The 20567-nt window shown below is 73.2% G+C and carries 20 protein-coding genes; 13 read left to right on the forward strand and 7 right to left on the reverse strand.

The genetic code is table 11. From position 1 onward, the window contains the following. Window positions 1–4: 4 nt before the first annotated feature. Window positions 5–604, forward strand: a complete 600-nt coding sequence (locus ABD343_RS21285; protein ID WP_344530562.1) for a hypothetical protein — start codon at window positions 5–7, stop codon at window positions 602–604. Between the two features lie 147 nt (window positions 605–751). Continuing rightward, window positions 752–1693 (forward strand): GNAT family N-acetyltransferase, encoded by a 942-nt coding sequence (locus ABD343_RS21290; protein WP_344530564.1) that lies wholly within the window; start codon window positions 752–754, stop codon window positions 1691–1693. 133 nt (window positions 1694–1826) lie between these two features. Here ABD343_RS21290 and ABD343_RS21295 read toward each other — a convergent pair whose 3' ends face one another. Beyond that, window positions 1827–2315 (reverse strand): YybH family protein, encoded by a 489-nt coding sequence (locus ABD343_RS21295; RefSeq protein ID WP_344530566.1) that lies wholly within the window; start codon window positions 2313–2315, stop codon window positions 1827–1829. A gap of 145 nt (window positions 2316–2460) precedes the next feature. Here ABD343_RS21295 and ABD343_RS21300 point away from each other — a divergent pair, with 145 nt between their 5' ends. Together ABD343_RS21300 and treZ are read left to right on the forward strand one after the other, a co-directional pair. Beyond that, window positions 2461–3492 (forward strand): ArsR/SmtB family transcription factor, encoded by a 1032-nt coding sequence (locus ABD343_RS21300; RefSeq protein WP_344530568.1) that lies wholly within the window; start codon window positions 2461–2463, stop codon window positions 3490–3492. Window positions 3493–3502: 10 nt separating this feature from the next. Then, window positions 3503–5266, forward strand: coding sequence for a malto-oligosyltrehalose trehalohydrolase (treZ, locus tag ABD343_RS21305; RefSeq protein ID WP_344530570.1), 1764 nt, complete (start codon window positions 3503–3505; stop codon window positions 5264–5266). A gap of 27 nt (window positions 5267–5293) precedes the next feature. Here treZ and ABD343_RS21310 read toward each other — a convergent pair whose 3' ends face one another. Further along, window positions 5294–5929, reverse strand: coding sequence for a LysE family translocator (locus ABD343_RS21310; protein WP_344530571.1), 636 nt, complete (start codon window positions 5927–5929; stop codon window positions 5294–5296). 132 nt (window positions 5930–6061) lie between these two features. Here ABD343_RS21310 and ABD343_RS21315 point away from each other — a divergent pair, with 132 nt between their 5' ends. From ABD343_RS21315 to ABD343_RS21340, 6 genes are all read left to right on the forward strand, one after another. Beyond that, a complete protein-coding gene (locus ABD343_RS21315) occupies window positions 6062–6583 on the forward strand; it encodes a hypothetical protein (protein ID WP_344530573.1) in 522 nt (173 codons plus the stop codon). Between the two features lie 59 nt (window positions 6584–6642). Beyond that, entirely contained in the window at window positions 6643–7479 is an 837-nt protein-coding gene (locus ABD343_RS21320) for a DUF4097 family beta strand repeat-containing protein (protein WP_344530575.1), read from the forward strand. Window positions 7480–7547: 68 nt separating this feature from the next. Continuing rightward, complete coding sequence (locus ABD343_RS21325; protein ID WP_344530577.1) at window positions 7548–8534, forward strand: ATP-binding cassette domain-containing protein; 987 nt, start codon at window positions 7548–7550, stop codon at window positions 8532–8534. Next, entirely contained in the window at window positions 8531–9331 is an 801-nt protein-coding gene (locus ABD343_RS21330) for an ABC transporter permease (RefSeq protein WP_344530579.1), read from the forward strand. Before ABD343_RS21325 ends, ABD343_RS21330 begins: the two co-directional genes overlap by 4 nt. A 65-nt stretch (window positions 9332–9396) precedes the next feature. After that, window positions 9397–10593, forward strand: coding sequence for a cytochrome P450 (locus ABD343_RS21335; protein WP_344530580.1), 1197 nt, complete (start codon window positions 9397–9399; stop codon window positions 10591–10593). A 76-nt stretch (window positions 10594–10669) separates the two neighbouring features. Further along, complete coding sequence (locus ABD343_RS21340; RefSeq protein WP_344530582.1) at window positions 10670–11458, forward strand: DUF899 domain-containing protein; 789 nt, start codon at window positions 10670–10672, stop codon at window positions 11456–11458. A gap of 115 nt (window positions 11459–11573) precedes the next feature. Here the strand turns inward: ABD343_RS21340 and ABD343_RS21345 are convergent, their stop codons facing one another. Next, entirely contained in the window at window positions 11574–13061 is a 1488-nt protein-coding gene (locus ABD343_RS21345) for an MFS transporter (protein WP_344530584.1), read from the reverse strand. A gap of 92 nt (window positions 13062–13153) precedes the next feature. Between ABD343_RS21345 and ABD343_RS21350 the strand changes: the two genes are divergently transcribed. After that, window positions 13154–14224: an alpha/beta fold hydrolase gene (locus ABD343_RS21350; protein ID WP_344530586.1), complete on the forward strand. Its 1071-nt coding sequence runs from the start codon at window positions 13154–13156 to the stop codon at window positions 14222–14224. Window positions 14225–14257: 33 nt separating this feature from the next. On the opposite strand, the gene msrB is transcribed toward ABD343_RS21350, so the two are convergent. The 4 genes from msrB to ABD343_RS21370 form a co-directional block, all read right to left on the reverse strand. Then, a complete protein-coding gene (msrB, locus tag ABD343_RS21355; protein WP_344530587.1) occupies window positions 14258–14668 on the reverse strand; it encodes a peptide-methionine (R)-S-oxide reductase MsrB in 411 nt (136 codons plus the stop codon). Between the two features lie 40 nt (window positions 14669–14708). Beyond that, window positions 14709–16109, reverse strand: a complete 1401-nt coding sequence (gene murC, locus ABD343_RS21360) for a UDP-N-acetylmuramate--L-alanine ligase (RefSeq protein WP_344530589.1) — start codon at window positions 16107–16109, stop codon at window positions 14709–14711. A gap of 211 nt (window positions 16110–16320) precedes the next feature. Beyond that, complete coding sequence (locus ABD343_RS21365) at window positions 16321–16776, reverse strand: indole-3-glycerol phosphate synthase (protein WP_344530591.1); 456 nt, start codon at window positions 16774–16776, stop codon at window positions 16321–16323. Between the two features lie 122 nt (window positions 16777–16898). Beyond that, window positions 16899–17690 carry a pyrimidine reductase family protein gene (locus ABD343_RS21370; RefSeq protein WP_344530592.1) on the reverse strand — a complete coding sequence of 264 codons (792 nt, stop codon included), beginning with the start codon at window positions 17688–17690 and terminating at the stop codon, window positions 16899–16901. A gap of 64 nt (window positions 17691–17754) precedes the next feature. Between ABD343_RS21370 and zapE the strand changes: the two genes are divergently transcribed. Both zapE and ABD343_RS21380 read left to right on the forward strand, forming a co-directional pair. After that, on the forward strand, window positions 17755–18870 hold the full coding sequence (gene zapE / locus ABD343_RS21375) for a cell division protein ZapE (RefSeq protein ID WP_344530594.1): 1116 nt from the start codon (window positions 17755–17757) through the stop codon (window positions 18868–18870). A gap of 56 nt (window positions 18871–18926) precedes the next feature. After that, entirely contained in the window at window positions 18927–20321 is a 1395-nt protein-coding gene (locus ABD343_RS21380) for an alkaline phosphatase PhoX (RefSeq protein ID WP_344530596.1), read from the forward strand. Window positions 20322–20567 lie beyond the last annotated feature (246 nt).

A 20567-nucleotide genomic window follows, 5' to 3' on the forward strand; every position in this document is an offset into this window, starting at 1 on the left:
GCAGATGAACCGCCCCCTCCGCATCATCCTGCTCACCGTCCTCGCCGTCGCCCTGCTCGCGGCGGGGACGGTGGGCGGCATCCTGTACACGCACAAGGACGGCGGCGGCACGAAGAGATTCTCCGCTCTGGTGTCCGACGACACCTGCCCCAGCGTGCTGAAGGCGGTGCCCGCATCGCTGCTCGACCGCGTCGTCCCCGCATCCCGGCATGCGGTCCTCCAGCAGTGGGTGTACCGGGAGAAGCACAGGTTGACCACCAAGTGTGCCGTCACAGCGGACGGCAAGCAGGTGCTCAAGGTCTCCGTGGAACAGCGCAACCATGTCCACGAGCCCCGCCGCGCCGGCACGGGCCCGGGCCACGGAAAGACCAAGAGCATCCCCGGCTTCCGGCACTCCTGGTCCTCCCAGGACGCCGCGGGGCTCTCCGTCCCCTGCACCAAGGACTCGGGCAAGGGCTCCGACGACGCCACCAACCTGTACGTCAGCGCCCAGGCGTGGCGGGAACCGTACGGGAAGCTGCGCGAGGACATGGTGCGGATCGTCGAACGAGCAGCCCGGACGAACAAGGGCCCGGCCTGCGAAGCCCCACCGGCCGTCGGCTGACCCGTTCCCCTCCGCGCCCCGAAATCCCCTGGACAGATCGACCGTCCAGGGGTTTCACTTGCGCAGCGTTCATGTCCGCGAAGAACGAGGAGGCGATAGCGATGCGTACTGAGGTCATCTCGTGTCCCACTTCTTCCGGAGGAATCCGTGACATCCACGACCGGTCCCACCGATCTGGTCATCCGCGCGCTCACCGAAGCTGACGCGCGCTCCGTCTTCACCTCGCTCGCCGACCCCGGCCTCGTCGGCCGCCCCCTGCTCGGGCGTCCGTACGGCACGCTCGCCGAGGGCGGCGAGTACCGCCCCGACTGGACCTTCGTCGCCGAGCGCGGCGGCGAGGTCGTGGCGCGCGCCGCGTTCTGGGCCGCGCCCGAGGACGAGGAGCCCGTCGTCCTCGACTGGCTCGACGTCGCCGACGGCGAGCACGAGGCAGGCGTACGCCTGCTGCGCGAGGCCCCGCTCAAGGCCGAGTTCGAGCTGGTCCTGCCGCCCGGTTGGCGCGAGCGGCCCGAGGTCGCGGCGGCGGCCGAGGCCCGTATCGCGGTGGCGGCCGACGCCGGGTACGTCCCGCTCGTCGAGCGCTACCGCTACGCGTGGACCCCCGCCGAGGGCCTGCCCGAACGGCCCGGACGGCTCGTCTTCCGCCCCGAGCCGGACGACGAGGCGTTCCGCGACGTGCTGCGCCGGGTGATGACCGGCACGCTCGACGCGCACGCCCGCAAGGCCCTCGCCGAGGGCGGGGTCGAGCAGGCCGTGCGCGAGGACTTCGAGCACCTGGCCTGGCTGTCCTCGCCGCGCGAGTGGTGGCAGGTCGCGCACACCCCGGACGGCGAGCTGGTGGGCGTCCATGTGCCGGGCGAGATCCCCTCGGGCCCGGCGGCGGCGTTCATCGGCGTCGTCCCCGAGCAGCGCGGCCGGGGGTACGCGTACGACCTGCTGGCCGAGTGCACCCACTTCCTCGCGGGACGCGGCGCCGAGACCATCGCCGCCTCCACGGACACGGGCAACGCCCCCATGGCCGCCAACTTCGCCCGCGCGGGCTACCCCATCACCCAGCACCGCTACTGCATGTCGCCGCCGGCCCGCTGACGGTGCGGGGGGGGGCGCCCCGCCCGGGGGCGCGGGGAACTGCGGGCCCGGCCGCGTCGCGACCCGCGCCCCGCGACGCGCGGCAAGGGGCAGCCCGAGCCCGGCAAGGACCGCCGGACACGCCGAGGCCCGGTCATCCGCCGGCCGGCACCCTCGTGTTCTGGTCGTGGATCACCAGCCAGCGGCCGTGCTCGTAGGTGAAGGTGAGGCCGATCTTCAGGTGGGTCCGGTAGCCCGGCGCCTCGTATAGCGAGTCGAAGAGGACGAAGCCCGTGCGGCAGCCGCTGACCACGCGGCGTTCCTCGTCGAAGGTCTGCGTCCAGTCCGGGTCGTTGAAGAACTCCTCCCGGACCCACTTGAGGCCCGCCTTCTTCCCCTTCAGGATCTCGGCGTCGGGGAAGACGACGGTCCAGCCGTCGTGCAGGACCTCGGCGAACATGTCGACGTCCCGCGCGGGATGCGCGTCGACGTACTGGGCGACGGCGGCGTCGAACTGCCGCGCGCAGCGTGAGTGCGGGCCCGTGTCCGCCGTCGCGCCCCTCCCCTGCGAGGGCGCGGCGGCGGACAGGGCGATCAGGAGGGCCGCACCCGGTGCGGCGTAGTACAGCGAACGGCGGCGCATGGCCGGCTCCTCGGGGTTCGGCGGAGGTGCGCCCGGCTCGGGCGGGACACCGGAAGCGTGGCGGCGCGGCACGCGGGACCGCACACCATGAAGCCAGGGCTGAAAGGTCGGACGGAGGGCACGCCCTCCCCGTAGGCTCACGCACGTGATTGAGCTGCGGCTCGGCGCCGCCGACCTGTGCCGCACCCGGTTCGGGTTCTCGCCCCTCTCGGAGGTCGCGGCGAGCCTGCACATGCTCTCCGCCGGGCTCGTCCACCCGCTGCACCGCCCCTGGTCGGGCGGCATGCGCCGGGCGTTCGCCGAGGCCGATGTCGAGCTGCTGAAGGCCGTGGTGCCCGCGCGCCGGGACCTGGCCGACTTCCTCTTCGCCGGGGTGCGCGGCCGTACGACGACGATCGAGGGCCAGCTCGACGTGGTGCGCGCGATGTCCCCCGAGGCCGTACGCACGGACTTCGCGAAGGTCTGGGAGGGCGGTCCGCTGCCGCCCGTGCTGGAGCGCGCGCTGGACGAGGGTGCGGCGGGCGTCCACCGTCTCGCGGACGCGCTGCGCGGCTACTGGGAGGCGGTGATCGCGCCGCACTGGCCCCGGCTCAGGACCGTTCTGGAGGCGGACGTCAGCCACCGCGCGCGGCTGCTGGTGGAGGGCGGCGCCGAGGCCCTGATGGCGGACCTGCACCCCGAGGTCGCCCTCTCCGGCGGAGTCCTCAGCATCGACAAGCCGCACTGCGACCCGGCGGCCAGGGACCTCACCGGCCAGGGCCTCCTGCTGGTGCCGTCCGTCTACGTGTGGCCGCACCTCATCGTGATCGGCGAGGTGACCGAGCACCAGCCCACCCTCGTCTACGCCGTGCGCGGTATCGCCCACGTGTGGCAGGACGGCGCCCCGCGCGAGGCCGAGGACGACGCGCTCGCCGCGCTGCTCGGCCGCACCCGCGCCGCGCTCCTGCGGCGCCTGGGCGCGCCGCTGTCGCCGACGGCGCTCGCGGGGCTCCTCGGGCAGTCCCCGTCCTCGGCCTGCCAGCACCTCGCCGTGCTCCGGCGCAGCGGCCTGGTCCGCTCGTGGCGCCAGGGGCGCGAGGTGCTGTACGAGCGTACGGCGCTGGCGACGGCGCTCCTCGCGGCCGGATCGGAGGCGGCTTGCGCGCCAACTCCCCTCCGCCGGGGCCGTCCTGACTGAGAATGGCGGCATGCTGTTCGAGGTGTGGGCCCCCGCCGCAGAGACCGTGACCCTCCATCTCCCGCCGGGCCGCACGCGCCCCATGGGCCGCTCGTCCGCCCGTCGCGGCTGGTGGCAGGCCGAGGAACCGGCGGCGGACGGCGCCCGTTACGGCTTCTCCCTCGACGGCGGCCCCGTCCTCCCCGACCCGCGCTCGCGCCGCCAGCCGGACGGGCCCGAGGGGCCGAGCGCGGTCGTGGACCACGACGCGTTCCGCTGGCGCCATCCGTGGCGCGGGCTGCCGCTGCCGGGCGCGGTGCTGTACGAGCTGCACGTCGGCACGTTCACCCCGGAGGGCACCTTCGACGCGGCCGTCGCGCGGCTGCCGCACCTCGCCGCGCTCGGCGTCACACACGTCGAGCTGATGCCGGTCTGCCCGTTCCCGGGGACGCACGGCTGGGGGTACGACGGGGTCGCGCTGTGGGCCGTGCACGAGCCGTACGGCGGGCCCGAGGGGCTCAAGCGGTTCGTGGACGCGGCGCACGGGCACGGGCTCGGGGTCGTCCTGGACGTCGTGCACAACCACCTGGGACCCTCCGGCAACCATCTCCCGGCCTTCGGGCCGTACTTCACCGACCGTTACCGGACGCCGTGGGGCGCGGCCGTCAACCTCGACGGGCCCGGCTCGGACGACGTGCGCGCCCATCTCATCGGTAGCGCCCTGGCGTTCCTGCGGGACTACCAGCTCGACGGGCTGCGCCTCGACGCGGTGCACGCCCTCGCCGACAGCCGGGCCGAGCACTTCCTCGCCGAGCTGTCCGCCGCCGTCGACGCGCTCGCCGCGCACACCGGCCGCCCCCTCTTCCTCGTCGCCGAGTCCGACCTGAACGATCCCCGTACGACGGCGCCGCGCACGGCGCACGGGCACGGCGTCCACGCGCAGTGGAACGACGACTTCCACCACGCCCTGCACACGGCGCTCGCGGGCGAGTCGCACGGCTATTACGAGGACTTCGCGCGCGAGCCCCTCGACGCGCTGGCCAAGACGCTGACCGGCGCCTTCTTCCACGACGGCACGTACTCGACGTTCCGGGGCCGCCGCCACGGCCGCCCCGTCCACCCGGGCACGACGGCGACGCCCGCGCACCGCTTCCTCGCGTACGCGCAGACCCACGACCAGGTCGGCAACCGGGCCAGGGGCGAGCGGCTCGCCGCGCTCGCCCCGCCCGGGCTGCTGGCGTGCGCGGCGGCGCTGGTACTGCTCGGGCCGGGCACGCCGATGCTGTTCATGGGCGAGGAGTGGGGCGCGCGCACGCCCTGGCAGTACTTCACGGACCACCCGGACCCGGAGCTGGCGGAGGCCGTACGGCGCGGGCGGCGCCGGGAGTTCGCCGCGCACGGCTGGGCGGCGGAGGAGGTGCCCGACCCGCAGGACCCGGCGACGCGCGCCCGCTCCTGCCTCGACTGGGACGAGCCGGCCGAGCCGCCGCACGACCGGCTGCTCGCCTGGCACCGCTCCCTGGCGACGCTGCGCCACGCCCACCCGGTGCTGGCGCACACCCAGCTCGGCGCGGCCGGGGTCGAGCACCGCGAGAGACCGGACGGCACGCGCTGGCTGCTGCTGCGCAACGGGCCGCTGTACGTCGCGGTGAACCTCTCGCCCGGCCGTACGGCCGAGATCCCGCTGCCGTCCCCGCACGCGGTGCTGCTCACGGCCTGGCAGCCGCAGGGAACCCGGCTGGGCGGCGACGGGGTGCTGCGGCTGCCGCCGGAGTCGGCGGCCGTGCTGCGCTGAGCCCCGGTCCCGGCCCCCGGGGACGGGTCAGCCGTCGAGCGCGAGCCGTATGCCCAGCGCGAGGAGGACGCCGCCGGAGACCTGCTCCAGCCTGCGCCGTACGCCCGCGCGGGAGAGGACCTTCCTGAGCCGTCCGACGCCCCAGACGTACATGCCGTAGAAGCCGGTCTCGAAGACGGCCTGGAACGCGGCGAGCGCGAGCATCGCCGGGAACTGCGGCGCGCCGGAGGGCACGAACTGCGGGAGGAACGACATCGCGAAGATGCCCGCCTTGGGGTTCGCGAGGTTCACGAACACGCCCGTACGGTACGCGCGCCACCCTGATGCCACCGTGGCGCCACTCTGGGCCTCCTCGCCGCCGAGGTCGTCGGCGTCGCCGCCGCGGCGCGCGGCGCGCAGGGCCTGGACGCCGAAGACGAGGAGGACGGCGGCGCCCGTGTACCGCATCACGTCGTAGGCGACCTCGGACGCGGCGAGCACGGCCGTGAGCCCGCAGGCGGCGACGACGCCCCAGAGGAAGACCCCGGTCTCGTTGCCGAGCACGGTCAGCATCCCGAGCCTCCTGCTCCGCAGCGAGTTCCGGATGATCAGGACGGTGCTGGGGCCGGGCGCCAGCGCGATGAGGGTGCATGCCGCCACGAACGGCAGAAGGATCTCGAACACCCGCACATCCTGCCTCGCGCACCCCCGCGCGCTCGAACGGGTTTCCCGCTCGGCCGCAGGTGGCACCACACGAGAGCATGCGTAATGCCAACCCCTCTTGCATTGGCGCCATTGCGGTGCCATATTGGCGTCATGGACCTCACGCCCTACGTCGATACGCTCCGGCGCGAACTCGCCGCCTCCGCCGAGGGCGGCGACGAGGACACCCGCGCCCTGGCCGAGCGGCTCGCCGCTCCCCTGGAGTCGGCCACCCGGCTCACCCTCCTGCGCGCCCTCTCCGCCGCCATGGGCGAGGTCACCCGCGACCTCGCGCCGGGCTCGGTGGACGTACGGCTGCGCGGTCTCGACCCCGAGTTCGTGGTGACCCCGCCGCCCGGCCCCGACGAGGCGGGCGGCGCGGACGGCGGGCCCCTGACAGCGCCCCCGCTCGCGCCCCCGCCGAACGGCGAGGACGGCGCCACCGCCCGCGTCAACCTCCGGCTGCCCGCCCACCTCAAGGCCCGGGTCGAGCAGACGGCGGCGCGGGAAGGCCTCTCCGTCAACGCCTGGCTGGTGCGCGCGGCCACCGCCGCGCTGGAGCCCGGCGCCCCGGGCGGCCCGCCCGGGCGCGCCCGCCGCTGGAACGGCGGAGCCGTCACCGGCTGGGCGAGCTGAGCGCCCGCCCGCCCCGCCTTTCTTCCCTCCCACTCACGAGCCACGAGGACGGCACAGCCATGCCCGAGTACGCGACCCCCGAACCCCTCACGGCCACCCTGGAGTTCGACCTGGGGACCGTCCGTATCACCGCGGGCGAGCGCGCCACGACCGTCGTGGACGTCCTGCCCCACACCGCGGACGACGACCTCGACATCCGTACGGCCGAACAGACCCGCGTCTCCTGCTCCGGCGGGTCCCTCGTCGTCAAGGGCCCCCGGAACCGGGGGCTGTTCGGCAGGAGCGGGCAGCTCGACATCCGCGTCGAGCTGCCCGCGGGCTCCCGGATCGAGGCCACCTCGCCCATGGGCGACTACCGCTGCGAGGGCCCTCTCGGCGCGTGCGTCCTGCGCACCTCCGTGGGCGACATCCGCGTCGAGGAGGCCGCCTCCGTCAAGCTGCGCACCGACACCGGCGAGATCGAGGTGGACCGGGTGCGCGGGGACGCCGAGGTCAACGGCGCGGGCCGGATCGCGATCGGGACCCTCGCGGGCGGGGGCACGGTCAAGAACCGCAACGGCGCGACCACGGTCGGCGAGGCCGCCGGCCCCCTCTCGGTGAACTCCACCAACGGCCCCGTCGACATCGGCGTCGCGCACTCCGGCGCCGAGGCCAGGTGCGCCAACGGGTCCGTCCGGATCCGCGAGGCCGTACGCGGCGTGCTCGCGCTCCGGACCGCCTCCGGGAACGTCGTGGTCGGCGTCCGCGAGGGCAGCGCCGCCTGGCTCGACGTGCACACCCGCGTCGGCGGCGTGCACAACGCGCTCGACGCGGCCGACGGGCCCGGTTCCGCCGAGGACACGGTCGAGGTCCGCGCCCGTACGGGCATCGGCGACATCGTCGTCCACCGCTCCTGACAGCTCACCTCACAGCTCCTGACAGCTCCCGAGAACACCCATCCCCTCCCAGAGAAACGGCAGTTGCCATGAATCCCACCACCGGAACGGCCGTCTCGGCCCTCGGTCTGCGCAAGGCGTACGGCCCGGGCGGCGAGAAGGTCGTGCTCGACGGCGTCGACCTGACGATCCCCGAGGGGACCGTCTTCGCCCTGCTCGGCCCCAACGGCGCGGGCAAGACGACCACCGTCCAGATCCTCTCCACGCTCATCGAGGCCGACGGCGGCGAGGCGCAGGTCGCGGGGCACGACCTGGCGACCGACGCCGACGGCATCCGGGCGGCGATCGGCGTCACCGGCCAGTTCGCGGCCGTCGACAATCTGCTGACCGCCGAGGAGAACCTGATGCTGATGGCCGACCTCCAGCATCTGGACCGGACCGAGGGACGGCGGCGCGGCGCCCGGCTGCTGGAGCGGTTCGACCTCGCCGAGGCGGCCCGCAAGCCCGTGTCCACCTTCTCCGGCGGCATGCGCCGCAAGCTCGACCTCGCCATGACGCTCGTCGGCGACCCGCGGGTGATCTTCCTCGACGAGCCGACCACCGGCCTCGACCCGCGCAGCCGCCGCACCATGTGGGAGATCATCCGCGGGCTCGTCGCGGACCAGGGCGTGACCATCTTCCTCACCACGCAGTACCTGGAGGAAGCCGACCAGCTCGCCGACCGTATCGCCGTGCTCGACCACGGCACGATCGTCGCCGAGGGCACCGCCGAGGAGCTGAAGCGGCGCATGCCGGGCGGCCACATCCGGCTCCGCTTCGCCGACGCGGCGCAACTGGAGGCCGCCGCCGGGCTGTTCGCCTCCGTCGGGCGCGACGACGAGGAACTCACCCTGCACATCCCGAGCGACGGCGGCATCCCGACGCTGCGCGCCGTCCTCGACATCCTCGACGACAGCGGGATCAGCGCCGAGTCGCTCACCGTCCACACCCCCGACCTCGACGACGTCTTCCTCGCCCTCACGGGGAACCGCGAGAACCCCGAGAACCCCGACTCCCGGAAGGTGAACGCCCGATGAGCGCTCAGTCCTACGCCGTACGCGACGCCATGACGATGCTGCGGCGCAACCTCAAGCACGCGCAGCGCTACCCGAGCATGTCGGTCTCGACGCTCGCGATGCCGGTCCTGATGCTGCTGCTGTTCAACTACGTCTTCGGCCGCGCCCTGGGCAGCGGCATCGGCGGCACGCCCGCGGGCGCCGCCGGAGGCGGGGAGTACATCGACTACATCGCGCCCGGCATCATCCTGATGGCCGCGACCTCCGGCGCGGTCTCCACCGCGGTGAGCGTCTGCTCGGACATGACCGAGGGCATCGTCAACCGCTTCCGCACCATGGCCATCTCCCGCGCCTCGTTCCTGACCGGACACGTCGTCGGGAGCGTGCTCCAGACGCTGGCCAGCATCGCCCTCGTCGTCGGCATCGCCCTCGCGATCGGCTTCCGGCCCAGCGCGACCGCCGTCGAGTGGATCGCGGCGGCGGGGCTCCTCGCCCTCCTCGTCCTGGCCCTCACCTGGCTGGCGGCGGGCATCGGCCTGGTCACCAAGAACGTGGAGACCGCCAGCAACATCCCCCTGCCCCTGACGTTCCTGCCCTTCCTCGGCAGCGCCATCGTCCCCCCGGAGTCGATGCCGACGGGGCTGCGCTGGTTCGCCGAGTACCAGCCGTTCACCCCCGTCATCGAGACGCTGCGCGGCCTGCTGATGGGCACGGAGATCGGCAACGACGGCTACGCCGCGGTCGCCTGGTGCCTCGGCCTCACCCTCCTCGGCTACCTCTGGGCCCGCTCCGCGTTCCAGCGCGGCGCCCGCCGCTGACGGACCCCGCGTCCGTGACGACCCCGCATCCGCGACACCCCCGATCCGTACGGAAGGACACCCCCATGAGCCCGGCGCCGATCACCGAATTCCCCTTCGCACGCCCCGCCGACCGCCCGTACCTGCCGCCGGAGGGCCTGGCCCCGCTGCGCGAGGAGAGCCCACTGCGGCGGTTCACCTACCCGGACGGCCACGAGGGCTGGGCCGCCACCGGCTGGTCCACGGTCCGCGCGATACTCGCCGACCCCCGCTTCAGCTCCCGCTACGAACTCCTGCACCTGCACATCCCCGACGCGCCGCCCGGGGGCCTGCCCCCGGCCCGGCCCGGCGACCTGACCGGCATCGACCCGCCCGAGCACACCCGGCTGCGGAAGCTCGTGGCCGGCCGGTTCACGAACCGCCGGATGCGCGCGCTCGCCGACCGGATCGCGCGGTTCACGGCCGAGGCGCTCGACGACATGGAGCGCCGGGGGCCCGGCGTCGACCTGGTCGAGGCCTTCGCGTATCCCGTTCCGTCGCTCATGATCTGCGAGCTGCTGGGCGTCCCCGAGGGCGACCGCGCGGTCTTCCACCGGCACGCCAGGGAGGCCATGGGCGCCGGGGAGAGCCACGACGCCATGCAGGAGGCCCTGACCGCCCTCCAGGACTTCATCGCCGCGATGGTCCCCGCCAAGCGCGCCCGCCCCACGGACGACGTGCTCAGCGAGCTGACGGCCACCGATCTGACCGACGAGGAGATCGCGGGGCTCGGCGGCTTCCTCCTCGGCGCCGGATTCGACACCACCGCGCACATGCTCTCCCTCGGCACCCTCGCGCTGCTCGACAACCCGGACCAGGCCGCGCTGCTGCGCGAGGACCCGGACCTCGCCGACGGCGCCGTGGAGGAGCTGATGCGCTATCTGTCGGTGGCCCACACGACCGCGAAGGCCGCACTGGAGGACGTCGAGCTGGACGGCCACGTCATCAGGGCGGGCGAGACGGTCACCCTCTCGCTGATCGCCGCCAACCACGACCCGGCCCGCTACCCCTCCCCCGAGAAACTCGACCTGCGGCGCGCGGCGGCCGGGCAGCTCGGCTTCGCGCACGGCATCCACCAGTGCCTGGGCGCGCAGCTCGCCCGCGTCGAGATGCGGACCGCCTTCCCTGCGCTGCTGCGCCGCTTCCCGACGCTGCGGCTCGCGTGCCCGCGCGAGGAGCTGGAGTTCTACGACATGGTCGTCTACAGCCTCCGTGCCCTCCCCGTCGCCTGGGACGACGCGTGACGCGATGAATTCCGGCCCGCTCCCCGGTCTGCCTCTACGGACACCCTTATCGCTCACACGTCAGGAGGAGATCCCCATGGCCCTTCCCGAGGGAGTCGGGCGCCCGGCCGAGGTGACCGGGGAGCAGTGGCTCGCGGCACGCAAGGAGCTGCTGGCCGAGGAGAAGGAGCTGCGCCGCAGGCTGGACGCGCTCAACGCGGCACGGCGCAGGCTGCCGATGGTCCGCGTCGACAAGGACTACGTCTTCGAGGGCCCGGACGGCAAGGCGACCCTGCCGGACCTCTTCCAGGGCCGCAGCCAGCTCTACGTGCACCACTTCATGTGGCTCGACGAGACGGACACCGGCTGCCCGAGCTGCACCGCCGCCGCCGAGCTCCACTTCACCCCGGCGTTCCTGGCCCATCTCCACGAGCGGGACATCACCTTCGCCGCCGTGGCCCGCGCGCCCCTGCCGAGCATCGAGGCGTACCGCGCCCAGCACGGCTGGACCTTCCCCTGGTACTCCTCGCACGGCAGCGACTTCAACTACGACTTCCACGTCACGCTCGACGAGAGCGTCGCCCCCGTCGAGTACAACTACCGCACCAAGGAGGAGCTGCTGGCCACCGGCCTCCCCGAGGAGGCCCTCAAGGGCGACTGGCCGGGCAACAGCGTCTTCCTCCGGGACGGCGACGAGGTCTTCCACACCTACTCCGCGTACGCCCGGGGCCTGGACCAGCTCTTCACCCCGTACCACTTCCTGGACCTGACCCCGTACGGCCGCCAGGAGTCCTGGGAGGACAGCCCGGAAGGCTGGCCCCAAAAACCCACCTACGCCCCGGGCAAGCTGACGCTGCGCGGAGCCGACCAGCACCACTGCCACTGACGGGGCCCGCGTCTCCTGAAGCGCCCCGGAGGGGCCGCTTCAGGGGCGCGGGGAACTGCGCGAGCGGCCACGGCGCACCGGCTGCCTGCGACGCACGGCAAGGGGCAGCCCCTGCTCAGCCACGGGAGGAGACGGCGTGCCCGCGTTCGACGGGGTCCGCGTGCACGGGCGAGGCGGCACTGCCGACCGCAGTCGACGAGGGGAGGAACGCGGCGATGACAAGGCCCAGCAAGGCCGCCCCGGCGGCGATGAGAAAGGCCGTACGGAACCCGGCGAGATCCGGAACCTCGGGCCCACCCGGCACGACAGGACTGGTCATACGGGCCAGGACAACACCCACAACGGCGCTGGACGTCGACGTGCCGATGGACCGCATAAGGGTGTTCAGCCCATTGGCGGCGCCGGACTCCGAAGGATCCACGGCACCGAGTATCAGCGCGGGCATCGCCGAGTACGCGATGCCGATGCCGACCCCGATCAGCACGGCGACGACCACCGTCTGCCACACGGCCCCCATCAGCCCGGTCCCCGCCAGATACGCGGCGGCGAGGATCACCAGCCCCGTCATCAGCGAGACCTTGGGCCCGCGCGCCTGCGAGAGGCGGGCGGAGAGCGAGGAGACCAGCATCATCGCGATGCCCATGGGCGCGACGCACAGCCCGGCGACGACCATGGACTGCCCCAGCCCGTACCCCGTGGAGGCGGGGAGCTGGAGGAGCTGGGGCAGCACGAGCGTCGCGGCGTAGAAGGCGAGCCCGACCATGATCGAGGCGAGGTTCGTGAGCAGCACCTGACGCCGTGCCGTGGTACGCAGGTCCACCAGAGGATCGGCGATCCGCAGCTCGTACGCGCCCCAGGCCAGGAAGATCACGACGGCGGCGGCGAGCAGCCCGAGGACCGTGCCGCTCCCCCAGCCCCAGTCGCCGCCCTTGGAGATGGGCAGCAGCAGCGCCACGAGCCCGGCCGAGAGGCCGAGCGTGCCGATCACATCGAAGCGGCCCGGCGTGCGCCGCGCGGACTCCGGCACCAGCAGCCGCACCAGCACCATGGCCGCCACGCCTATCCCGGCGGAGCCGAAGAACAGCGCGTGCCAGTCGGCGTGCTGCGCGACGTACGCCGCGAGGGGCATGCCCAGCGCGCCGCCCACGCCGAGCGACGAGCTCATGAACGCCATGGCCGAGCCGAGCCGCTCGGGCGGCAGTTCGTCGCGCATGACGCCGATGCCGAGCGGGATCGCGCCCATCGCGAAGCCCTGCACCGCGCGCCCCGCGACCATGGGGACCAGCTCCGAGGTGAAGCCGCACAGCAGCGAGCCCGCGACCATCAGCGCGAGGCTGAGCAGGATGATCCGCCGCTTCCCGTACAGGTCGCCGAGCCTGCCCATGATGGGGGTGGCGACGGCACCGGAGAGCAGCGTGGAGGTGATGACCCACGAGGCGTTCGACGTGGACGTGTCCAGCAGCGCCGGGAGCTGGGCGACGATGGGCACGATCAGCGTCTGCATCACGGCCACCGAGATCCCGCCGAAGGCGAGGACGGGCACGAGCCAGCGAGCGGTCATACGCGGAGCCTCCAGGGCAGCACGGCACTGTCTTCTTGTCATATGGCTATTCATGCAGCGTACAAATGAACTGACCGGTGCCCGCGGTTATTTCGTCATGCGAGACTTTGGCCACAGCTCTCCTGGAGGGGCTCATGTTGGAGCGGCGGTTCGAGTCCGGCACGGTCGACCTCGGGAGCGGCAGGCGCTTCCACGTGGAGAGCGCGGGCCCGCCCGACGGCCCCCTCGTCCTCCTCTGCCACGGCTTCCCGGAGACCTGGTACTCGTGGCGGCACCAACTGCCGGTGCTGGGCGCGGCGGGCTACCGGGCGGTCGCGATGGACATGCGCGGCTACGGCCGTTCGTACGCGCCGACGGACATCCCCTCCTACCGCGTGGACCGTCTCGTCGGGGACGTCGTCGGCGTCGTGGAGGCGCTCGCCCCCGGCCGCCGGGCGCTGATCGTCGGGCACGACTGGGGCGCGCCCGTGGCGTGGACGGCGGCGTGGCTGCGCCCGGACCGGTTCCGGGGGGTCGTGGGGCTCAGCGTGCCGTTCGCCGGGCGGGGGCTCCTCGCGCTGCCGGGCGACCCGTTCGGGGAGCACCGGCCGAGCTTCGTGCAGCGCCAGGTGGGCGGCGAGGGGCGGCTGTTCTACCAGGAGCACTTCCAGCACCCGGACCAGCGCGCCGAGCGCGAGGCCGAGGCCGACCCGCGCGACTGGCTCGCCGCCGCGCTGTACTCGCTCTCGGCCTCCCCGCCCCTCCCCGAGGCCCTGGCAGGGGCGGATCTGAGCAGGCTGGACACGAAGGCGGCCGTCGACGTGCTGCGCGCGACGCTGTGCGTTCCGCAGGGCGCGCGGCTGCGCGACGGGATGAGCCTGCCGGAGGGCCCGCTGCCGTGGTTGACCGACGAGGATCTGGACCTCTACGCGGCGGAGTTCGCCCGCACGGGCATGACGGGGCCCCTCAACTACTACCGGTGCGTCGACGAGAGCTGGGAACACCTGGCCGACCTGGCGGGGCGTCCGCTCACCGTCCCCGCGCTGCACGTCGGGGGCGACCGCGACCTGGTGACGATGTGGTCCCGGGAGGCCGCCGAGCGCGCCCACGAGGTCGCCACGGACCACCGCGGCACGGTGGTCCTGCGCGACTGCGGCCACTGGATCCAGCAGGAGCGCCCCTCGGAGACGAACGACGTCCTGCTGGACTTCTTCAGCGACCTGTGACCTGTGGCCGGTGGCCGGTGGCCCGTGAGGGGCTCAGTCCCCGTCCTTCGGGACCAGCGTCAGGGAGATCGAGTTGATGCAGTACCGCTGGTCGGTGGGCGTGGGGTAGCCCTCGCCCTCGAAGACATGTCCGAGGTGTGAACCGCAGCGGGCGCAGCGGACCTCGGTGCGGATCATGCCGAGCGAGCGGTCGGTGATCAGCTCGACGGCCTCGGACTTCGACGGGTCGTAGAAGCTGGGCCAGCCGCAGTGCGAGGCGAACTTGGTGTCCGAGCGGAACAGCTCGGCGCCGCAGGCCCGGCAGTTGTAGACACCCGTGGTCTCGGTGTCCGTGTACTCACCGGTGAAGGCGCGCTCGGTGCCCGCCTCCCGCAGCACGTGGTACTCCTCGGGGCTCAGCTCCTCGCGCCACTGCTCTTCCGGCTTGTCGATCTCGTACGCCATAGCGATCTCCTTCTCCGGAGCCGGGGGCGGCGCCGCCCTCTCAGTCGGTGAGCCTGCCCAGGATGCGCGGGCCCAGCTCCGTCACGTCACCCGCTCCCATGGTGAGAACGAGATCGCCTGGCCGCGCCATTCCCGCGACCAGCTCGACGGCCTCCCCGGCCGAGGCCGCGTCCCGCACCCCGGCGCCCGCGTCCCGCGCGGCCCCCGTGATCAGGGCGCTCGTCACGCCGGGGATCGGGTCCTCGCGGGCCGGGTAGATCGGCAGCACGACCGAGTCGTCCGCGAGGGCCAGGGCCCGGCCCATCTCGGTGCCCAGCTCGCGGGTGCGGCTGAAGAGGTGCGGCTGGAAGAGGACCAGCACGCGGCCCGCGCCCGCGCCGCCGCGGATGGCCTCCAGGTCGGCGGTCATCTCGGTCGGGTGGTGCGCGTAGGAGTCGATGACCTGCACGCCCCCGGCCTCGCCCTTGAGCTGGAGGCGCCGCTTGACGCCCGTGTACGTGCCGAGCGCGCGGGCCAGCGACCCGGTGTCCGCGCCCAGGGCTGTGCCCGCGACGAGCGCGGCGACCGCGTTGAGCGCGTAGTGCCTGCCGGGCACCGAGACGCCGAACGTCAGCTCCCGCCCGTCGAGCACCACGGTCACCTCGCTGGTCAGCCCCTTCGGCACGACCTTGAGCACCCGTACGTCCGCGTCGGCGGCCTCCCCGTACGTACGGACGCGGACACGGTCGCCCTCGCGCTCCCGCACCCGGCGCGTCAGCTCGCGCGCGCCCTCGTGGTCGGCGGAGATCACGAGGGTGCCGCCGTCGGTGATCCGCGCGGCGAAAGTCTCGAAGGACTCGTAGATCTCGTCCATCGAGGCGTAGTTGGCGTGGTGGTCCAGCTCGACGTTGAGGACGACGGCGACCTCGGGCGCGTACTTGTGGAAGCTGCGGTCGCTCTCGTCGGCCTCCGCGACGAAGATCTCGCCGGTGCCGTGGTGCGCGTTGCTGCCCGGCTCGTCGAGGTCGCCGCCGATCGCGTACGAGGGGTCGAGGTCCATCGCGCGCAGGCTCACCGCGAGCATCGAGGTGGTGGTCGTCTTGCCGTGCGTCCCGGCGACGGCGAGCGGCCGGAGCCCGTCCATCAGCGCTGCCAGCGCGTCCGAGCGGTGCACCACGGGGATCCCGCGCGCCGCCGCCTCGGCCAGCTCCGGGTTGTCCTCCCGGATGGCGCTGGAGACGACGACGCCGGTGGCGTCGGGCGCGAGGTGCGCGGCGTCGTGCCCGATGTGGACGGTCGCGCCCAGCTCGCGCAGCGCGGCGGCGGTCGCCGACTCCTTGGCGTCACTGCCCGCGACGCGCGCGCCACGCTGCGCGAGGATCTTCGCGATCCCCGACATCCCGGCTCCGCCGATGCCGATGAAGTGCGGACGTGACATGTCGGACGGAACGGCGACGGCCATACGGGCTTCTCCTGGCTCAGAGTCGATCGAAGAACGCCCAAAGCCTATGGGGTCCGACCCTCAGCCCCTCACTCCGTATGCGCACTGCACTCCCCCAGGGGGCAACCCCCGGGCCCCCGGCCGAACACCTGCGCCGCCCCTCACTCCGTGTGCGCACTGCACTCCCCCGGGGGCAACCCCCGGACCCCCGGCCGAACACCCGCGCCGCCCCTCACTCCGTGTGCGCGAACAGCTTCAGCACCGGCACCCCCACCTTGTGCCGGGCCCGCGAGGCCCAGTCGCGGTGGAAGAACTCCTCGACCAGGTGGGGGGCGGTGAGGACGATGACCTCGTCGGCGTTGGTCTCCTCGGCGACGGAGGTCAGCACCTGGAGCGGGTGCTCCTCGATGAGCTGGCCGACGGCCTCCGTGCCGGCCTCTCTGAGCTGTTTCAGCGAGACGTCGAGTGCCCTTTCGGCCGCGCCGCCCGAGGGCTCCTCGCCCTCGCGCACGGCCTCCTCCAGCTCGCCGAGCGCGACGTCGTCCAGGGCCCGCAGCAAGCGGTCCTGGTCGCCACGCGGCTGCATGAGGACGACGAACGAGACCGGCTCGTCCCCGTGCAGCGTCGTGACCAGCTCGACGTCTGCGGACACCAGCGGCTTCTCGATCATCAACACGGTCGTGATCACGACGGGTGCCCTTCTGCTACGCGGGGCCCCAGGCCCCGAAAGAAACCATCCTGCCCCGCGTTCACGGGGCCCTGCGCTTGTCAGTCTGCCCAACCAGATTTAAGCGGAACGTCTCATTCCGCTCATTGTCGGATGCGACGGTAACGCGTGAAGAGGAACCCCGCCTCCTCCAGCACCCCTTCCAGCGAGTAGTCCTCGGGCGCCGCCAGCCCGGCGCCGTCGGTGATCCGCGGCGCGTCGCCGACCGTGATCAGCGGCGCGACCGACAGGCACAGCTCGTCGAGTACCCCGGCAGCCGCGAACTGCCCCAGCAGTCGCGGCCCGCCCTCGGTCAGTTGCCGCCGCAGGCCCCGCGCGGCGAGCGCGCCCGGCACCCGCGCCGCCTCGGCCCCCGCGCCCGGGCCCGCGAACACGACCTCGGCGCCCGCCGCGCGGGCCTCCGCGACCCGCTCCGCGGGGGCGCCCTCGCCGGTCACGACCAGCGTCGGCACCACGGCCTCGGTGAACAGCGGCCCCGACCAGTCCAGCTCCAGGCTCGCCGTGACCACGGCGATCACCGGGGCCGGCGACTGCCCGGCCGCCGCGCGCCGGTCCGCGAACGCCTCCCGCACGCGCGCGGGCCCGTACCCCTCCTGCCGTACGGTCTCCGCGCCGACCACGACCACGTCGGCCAGGCCGCGCAGCACGCCGAAGATCCACATGTCGGCCTCGGAGGAGAGGGGCCGGGACCGTCCGCCGTGGTGAGTGGCGCCGTCCAGCGAGGCGACCATATTGCCGCGCAGCCAGGCGCCGTCCCTCCCGCCCGGCCCTTCCAGCTCCTCCGGCAGCGGATACGCGTACTCCTCGGCGATCTCCTCCAGGCTCCACTGCGGGGCGGGTGACGGCGCGGCACGGGAAGGGAACAGGCGTCGCATACGCCGCAGTGTGGCACGGCGCACGCCCCACGGCCTGCGCGCCGGGAGCCGACGGCCGACTAGCATGACAATCGTGTCAACCAGCGCAGCGCACATATCCGATTCCGCTTCCGGCTCCTCCGGGGCGGCCCCCGCGGCCCTGAGCGCCCGCGAGCCGCACGTGCCCGCCGAGCAGCTCGTGGCCGAGATGGTGCCGCCGCCGCGCTTCGACGGCGTCCGCTTCTCGACGTACATACCGGACCCGCAGCAGCCGAGCCAGACCGAGGCCGTCCGCGTGCTGAGCGCGTTCGCCGACGGACTCGGCAGGGGCGCCACCGCGGCCGGAAGCGGCCGGAAGCGCTGGTTCCGGCGCGAGCCGAAGGCCGCGGCGCCCGCCGGGCCGCGCGGCGTGTACCTCGACGGCGGCTACGGCGTCGGCAAGACCCACCTCCTCGCCTCCCTCTGGCACGCGGCACCGGCCGCGCCGGAACGCAAGGCGTTCGGCACCTTCGTGGAGCTGACCAACCTCGTCGGCGCGCTCGGCTTCCAGCAGACCGTCAAGACGCTCAGCGGCCACCAGCTCCTGTGCATCGACGAGTTCGAGCTGGACGACCCCGGCGACACGGTGCTGGTCTCCAGCCTCCTCGCCCGCCTGGTCGAGCACGGCGTGGCCCTCGCGGCCACCTCCAACACCCTGCCCGGCAAGCTCGGCGAGGGCCGGTTCGCCGCCGCCGACTTCCTGCGCGAGATCCAGGGCCTGTCCGCCCACTTCCGCGCCCTGCGCATCGACGGCGAGGACTACCGGCACCGGGGGCTGCCCGAGGCGCCGAAGCCGTTCACCGACGACGAGGTCACGCGCGCCGCGTACGCCACCCCCGGCGCCGCGCTCGACGACTTCCCCTCCCTCCTCGAACACCTCTCCACCGTCCACCCCAGCCGCTACGGCGCCCTGGTCCGGGACGTCGCAGCGGTCTGCCTCACCGACGTCTCGGCCGTGCCCGACCAGTCCACGGCCCTGCGCCTCGTCGTCCTCGCCGACCGGCTCTACGACCGCGAGATACCGGTCCTCGCCTCCGGCGTCCCCTTCGACCGGCTCTTCAGCGAGGAGATGCTGAAGGGCGGCTACCGCAAGAAGTACTTCCGGGCCATCTCCCGCCTCACGGCCCTCGCCCGCGACGCCGAGGGTCTTCTCCGCGCGTAGCACTGGTGGTAGACACACGGGTCACATCACCTGGCCGCCAACAGGGGAGTTGCCCAGTGTCCACGACTCGACGTCAAGCATTGGCAAGAACGGGCGCGGTAGGAGCGGCAGTCGCCTTCAGCGGCGCGCTGTCCGAACTCTTCGCGGGGACCGCCGCAGCCCAGGCCACCGGCGGGAGTTCGGGCTACGGCCCGCTGATACCCGACCCCAAGGGGCTGCTCGACCTGCCCAAGGGCTTCCGCTACAAGGTCCTCTCCCGCGAGGGCGACCCGATGTCCTCCGGCGAGGGCAAGGTCCCCAGCAACCACGACGGCATGGCCGCCTTCGCCGCGCGCCGCTCCGGCCACGGCCGCAACCACGGTTCCGTCTGGCTCGTACGCAACCACGAGAACCGGATGGACGGCCGCGTCCCCGTGCCCACCGTCAAGGGCCTCACCTACGACCCGGCCGCCAAGGGCGGCTGCACGGTCCTCCAGCTCGACCGGCACAACGACGTCCTCGCCGAACGCGTCGGCATCGCCGGCACCTCCACCAACTGCGCGGGCGGGCCCAGCCTCTGGGGCACCTGGCTCACCTGCGAGGAGACCGAGTTCAAGGCCGGGGAGCAGGGCCACACCAAGGACCACGGCTACATCTTCGAGGTCGGCTTCGACAAGGACCGCCCCACGTCCGTCGAACCGCTCACCGCGATGGGCCGCTTCCAGCACGAGGCCGTCGCCTTCGACCCGCACAACGGGGCCGTCTACGAGACGGAGGACGCCTTCGAGAAGCCGTTCGGACTCTTCTACCGGTTCCTCCCGAAGAAGCCGAAGGGCGGCTACGGTTCGCTGCACGCGGGCGGCAGGCTCGAGGCGATGCGCGTGCCGGGGGTCCGCGATCTGTCGGCGGTGACCGAGACGGGCACGGCCTTCGAGGGGATCGAATGGGTCAAGGTGCCGGATCCGCTGGCCAAGGAAACCCCCATCCGTTTCCAGGACTTCGGGCCGAAGGGCATCACGCACGCGCAGAAGCTGGAGGGGTGCTACTGGGGCGGGCGCAGCGTCTACTTCGTCTCGTCGTACGCCAAGAGCGCGGAGGGTTCCGCCGCCGACCACTACGGCCAGGTCTGGCGGTACGAGCCGCACGCCAACCGCCTCACCCTCGTCGTCGTCTTCGGCCCCGACACGGACCTCCAGCTCCCCGGCGAGGAGCCGGACAACATCTGCCTCGCGCCCAGCGGCGGCCTCATGGTCTGCGAGGACGGCGCGGGCGCGCAGCACGTCTTCGGCCTCACGCGCAAGGGCAAGGTCTATCCCGTGGCCCGCGGCGCGCAGAACATCGGTACGCCGGAAGAGCCGGAGTGGGGCGAGTTCGCGGGCGTCACGTTCTCGCCTGACCACCGCACGATGTACGTCAACTGCTACACGCCGGGCACGACCTTCGCCATAACCGGCCCTTGGCACCACGCCTGAACTGGGGGCACCCCCAGTTCCCCGAACAGGGGGTGCCCCACCTCCCTCCCTGCTTCTCCCTCCCGCGAAGCTTGGGAGGTCTGCCGTTGGGGGTACCCCCTGCTCGAAGAGCTCGGGGGGAGCAGGGCTGGCAAGCGCAGCCCCCTTCGCCGGGTGCCCCGCGATGAGGGCTGGGTTCGGGGTGCCCCGTACCGTGCATCGCAGACTGCGGCCGCGCCGTGGCTTGTCGCGCAGTTCCCCGCGCCC

The organism is Streptomyces albiaxialis (assembly GCF_039530985.1).
Lineage (GTDB): Bacteria > Actinomycetota > Actinomycetes > Streptomycetales > Streptomycetaceae > Streptomyces > Streptomyces albiaxialis.

Excerpts from the sequence above, each read along its gene's own strand:
- ABD343_RS21285 (WP_344530562.1), top strand. The coding sequence starts at position 5 with ATGAACCGCCCCCTCCGCATCATCCTGCTCACCGTCCTCGCCGTCGCC.
- ABD343_RS21295 (WP_344530566.1), bottom strand. The coding sequence starts at position 2,315 with ATGCGCCGCCGTTCGCTGTACTACGCCGCACCGGGTGCGGCCCTCCTG.
- treZ (WP_344530570.1), top strand. The coding sequence starts at position 3,503 with ATGCTGTTCGAGGTGTGGGCCCCCGCCGCAGAGACCGTGACCCTCCAT.
- ABD343_RS21315 (WP_344530573.1), top strand. The coding sequence starts at position 6,062 with ATGGACCTCACGCCCTACGTCGATACGCTCCGGCGCGAACTCGCCGCC.
- ABD343_RS21320 (WP_344530575.1), top strand. The coding sequence starts at position 6,643 with ATGCCCGAGTACGCGACCCCCGAACCCCTCACGGCCACCCTGGAGTTC.
- ABD343_RS21325 (WP_344530577.1), top strand. The coding sequence starts at position 7,548 with ATGAATCCCACCACCGGAACGGCCGTCTCGGCCCTCGGTCTGCGCAAG.
- ABD343_RS21330 (WP_344530579.1), top strand. The coding sequence starts at position 8,531 with ATGAGCGCTCAGTCCTACGCCGTACGCGACGCCATGACGATGCTGCGG.
- ABD343_RS21335 (WP_344530580.1), top strand. The coding sequence starts at position 9,397 with ATGAGCCCGGCGCCGATCACCGAATTCCCCTTCGCACGCCCCGCCGAC.
- ABD343_RS21340 (WP_344530582.1), top strand. The coding sequence starts at position 10,670 with ATGGCCCTTCCCGAGGGAGTCGGGCGCCCGGCCGAGGTGACCGGGGAG.
- ABD343_RS21345 (WP_344530584.1), bottom strand. The coding sequence starts at position 13,061 with ATGACAAGAAGACAGTGCCGTGCTGCCCTGGAGGCTCCGCGTATGACC.
- ABD343_RS21350 (WP_344530586.1), top strand. The coding sequence starts at position 13,154 with ATGTTGGAGCGGCGGTTCGAGTCCGGCACGGTCGACCTCGGGAGCGGC.
- msrB (WP_344530587.1), bottom strand. The coding sequence starts at position 14,668 with ATGGCGTACGAGATCGACAAGCCGGAAGAGCAGTGGCGCGAGGAGCTG.
- murC (WP_344530589.1), bottom strand. The coding sequence starts at position 16,109 with ATGGCCGTCGCCGTTCCGTCCGACATGTCACGTCCGCACTTCATCGGC.
- ABD343_RS21370 (WP_344530592.1), bottom strand. The coding sequence starts at position 17,690 with ATGCGACGCCTGTTCCCTTCCCGTGCCGCGCCGTCACCCGCCCCGCAG.
- zapE (WP_344530594.1), top strand. The coding sequence starts at position 17,755 with ATGACAATCGTGTCAACCAGCGCAGCGCACATATCCGATTCCGCTTCC.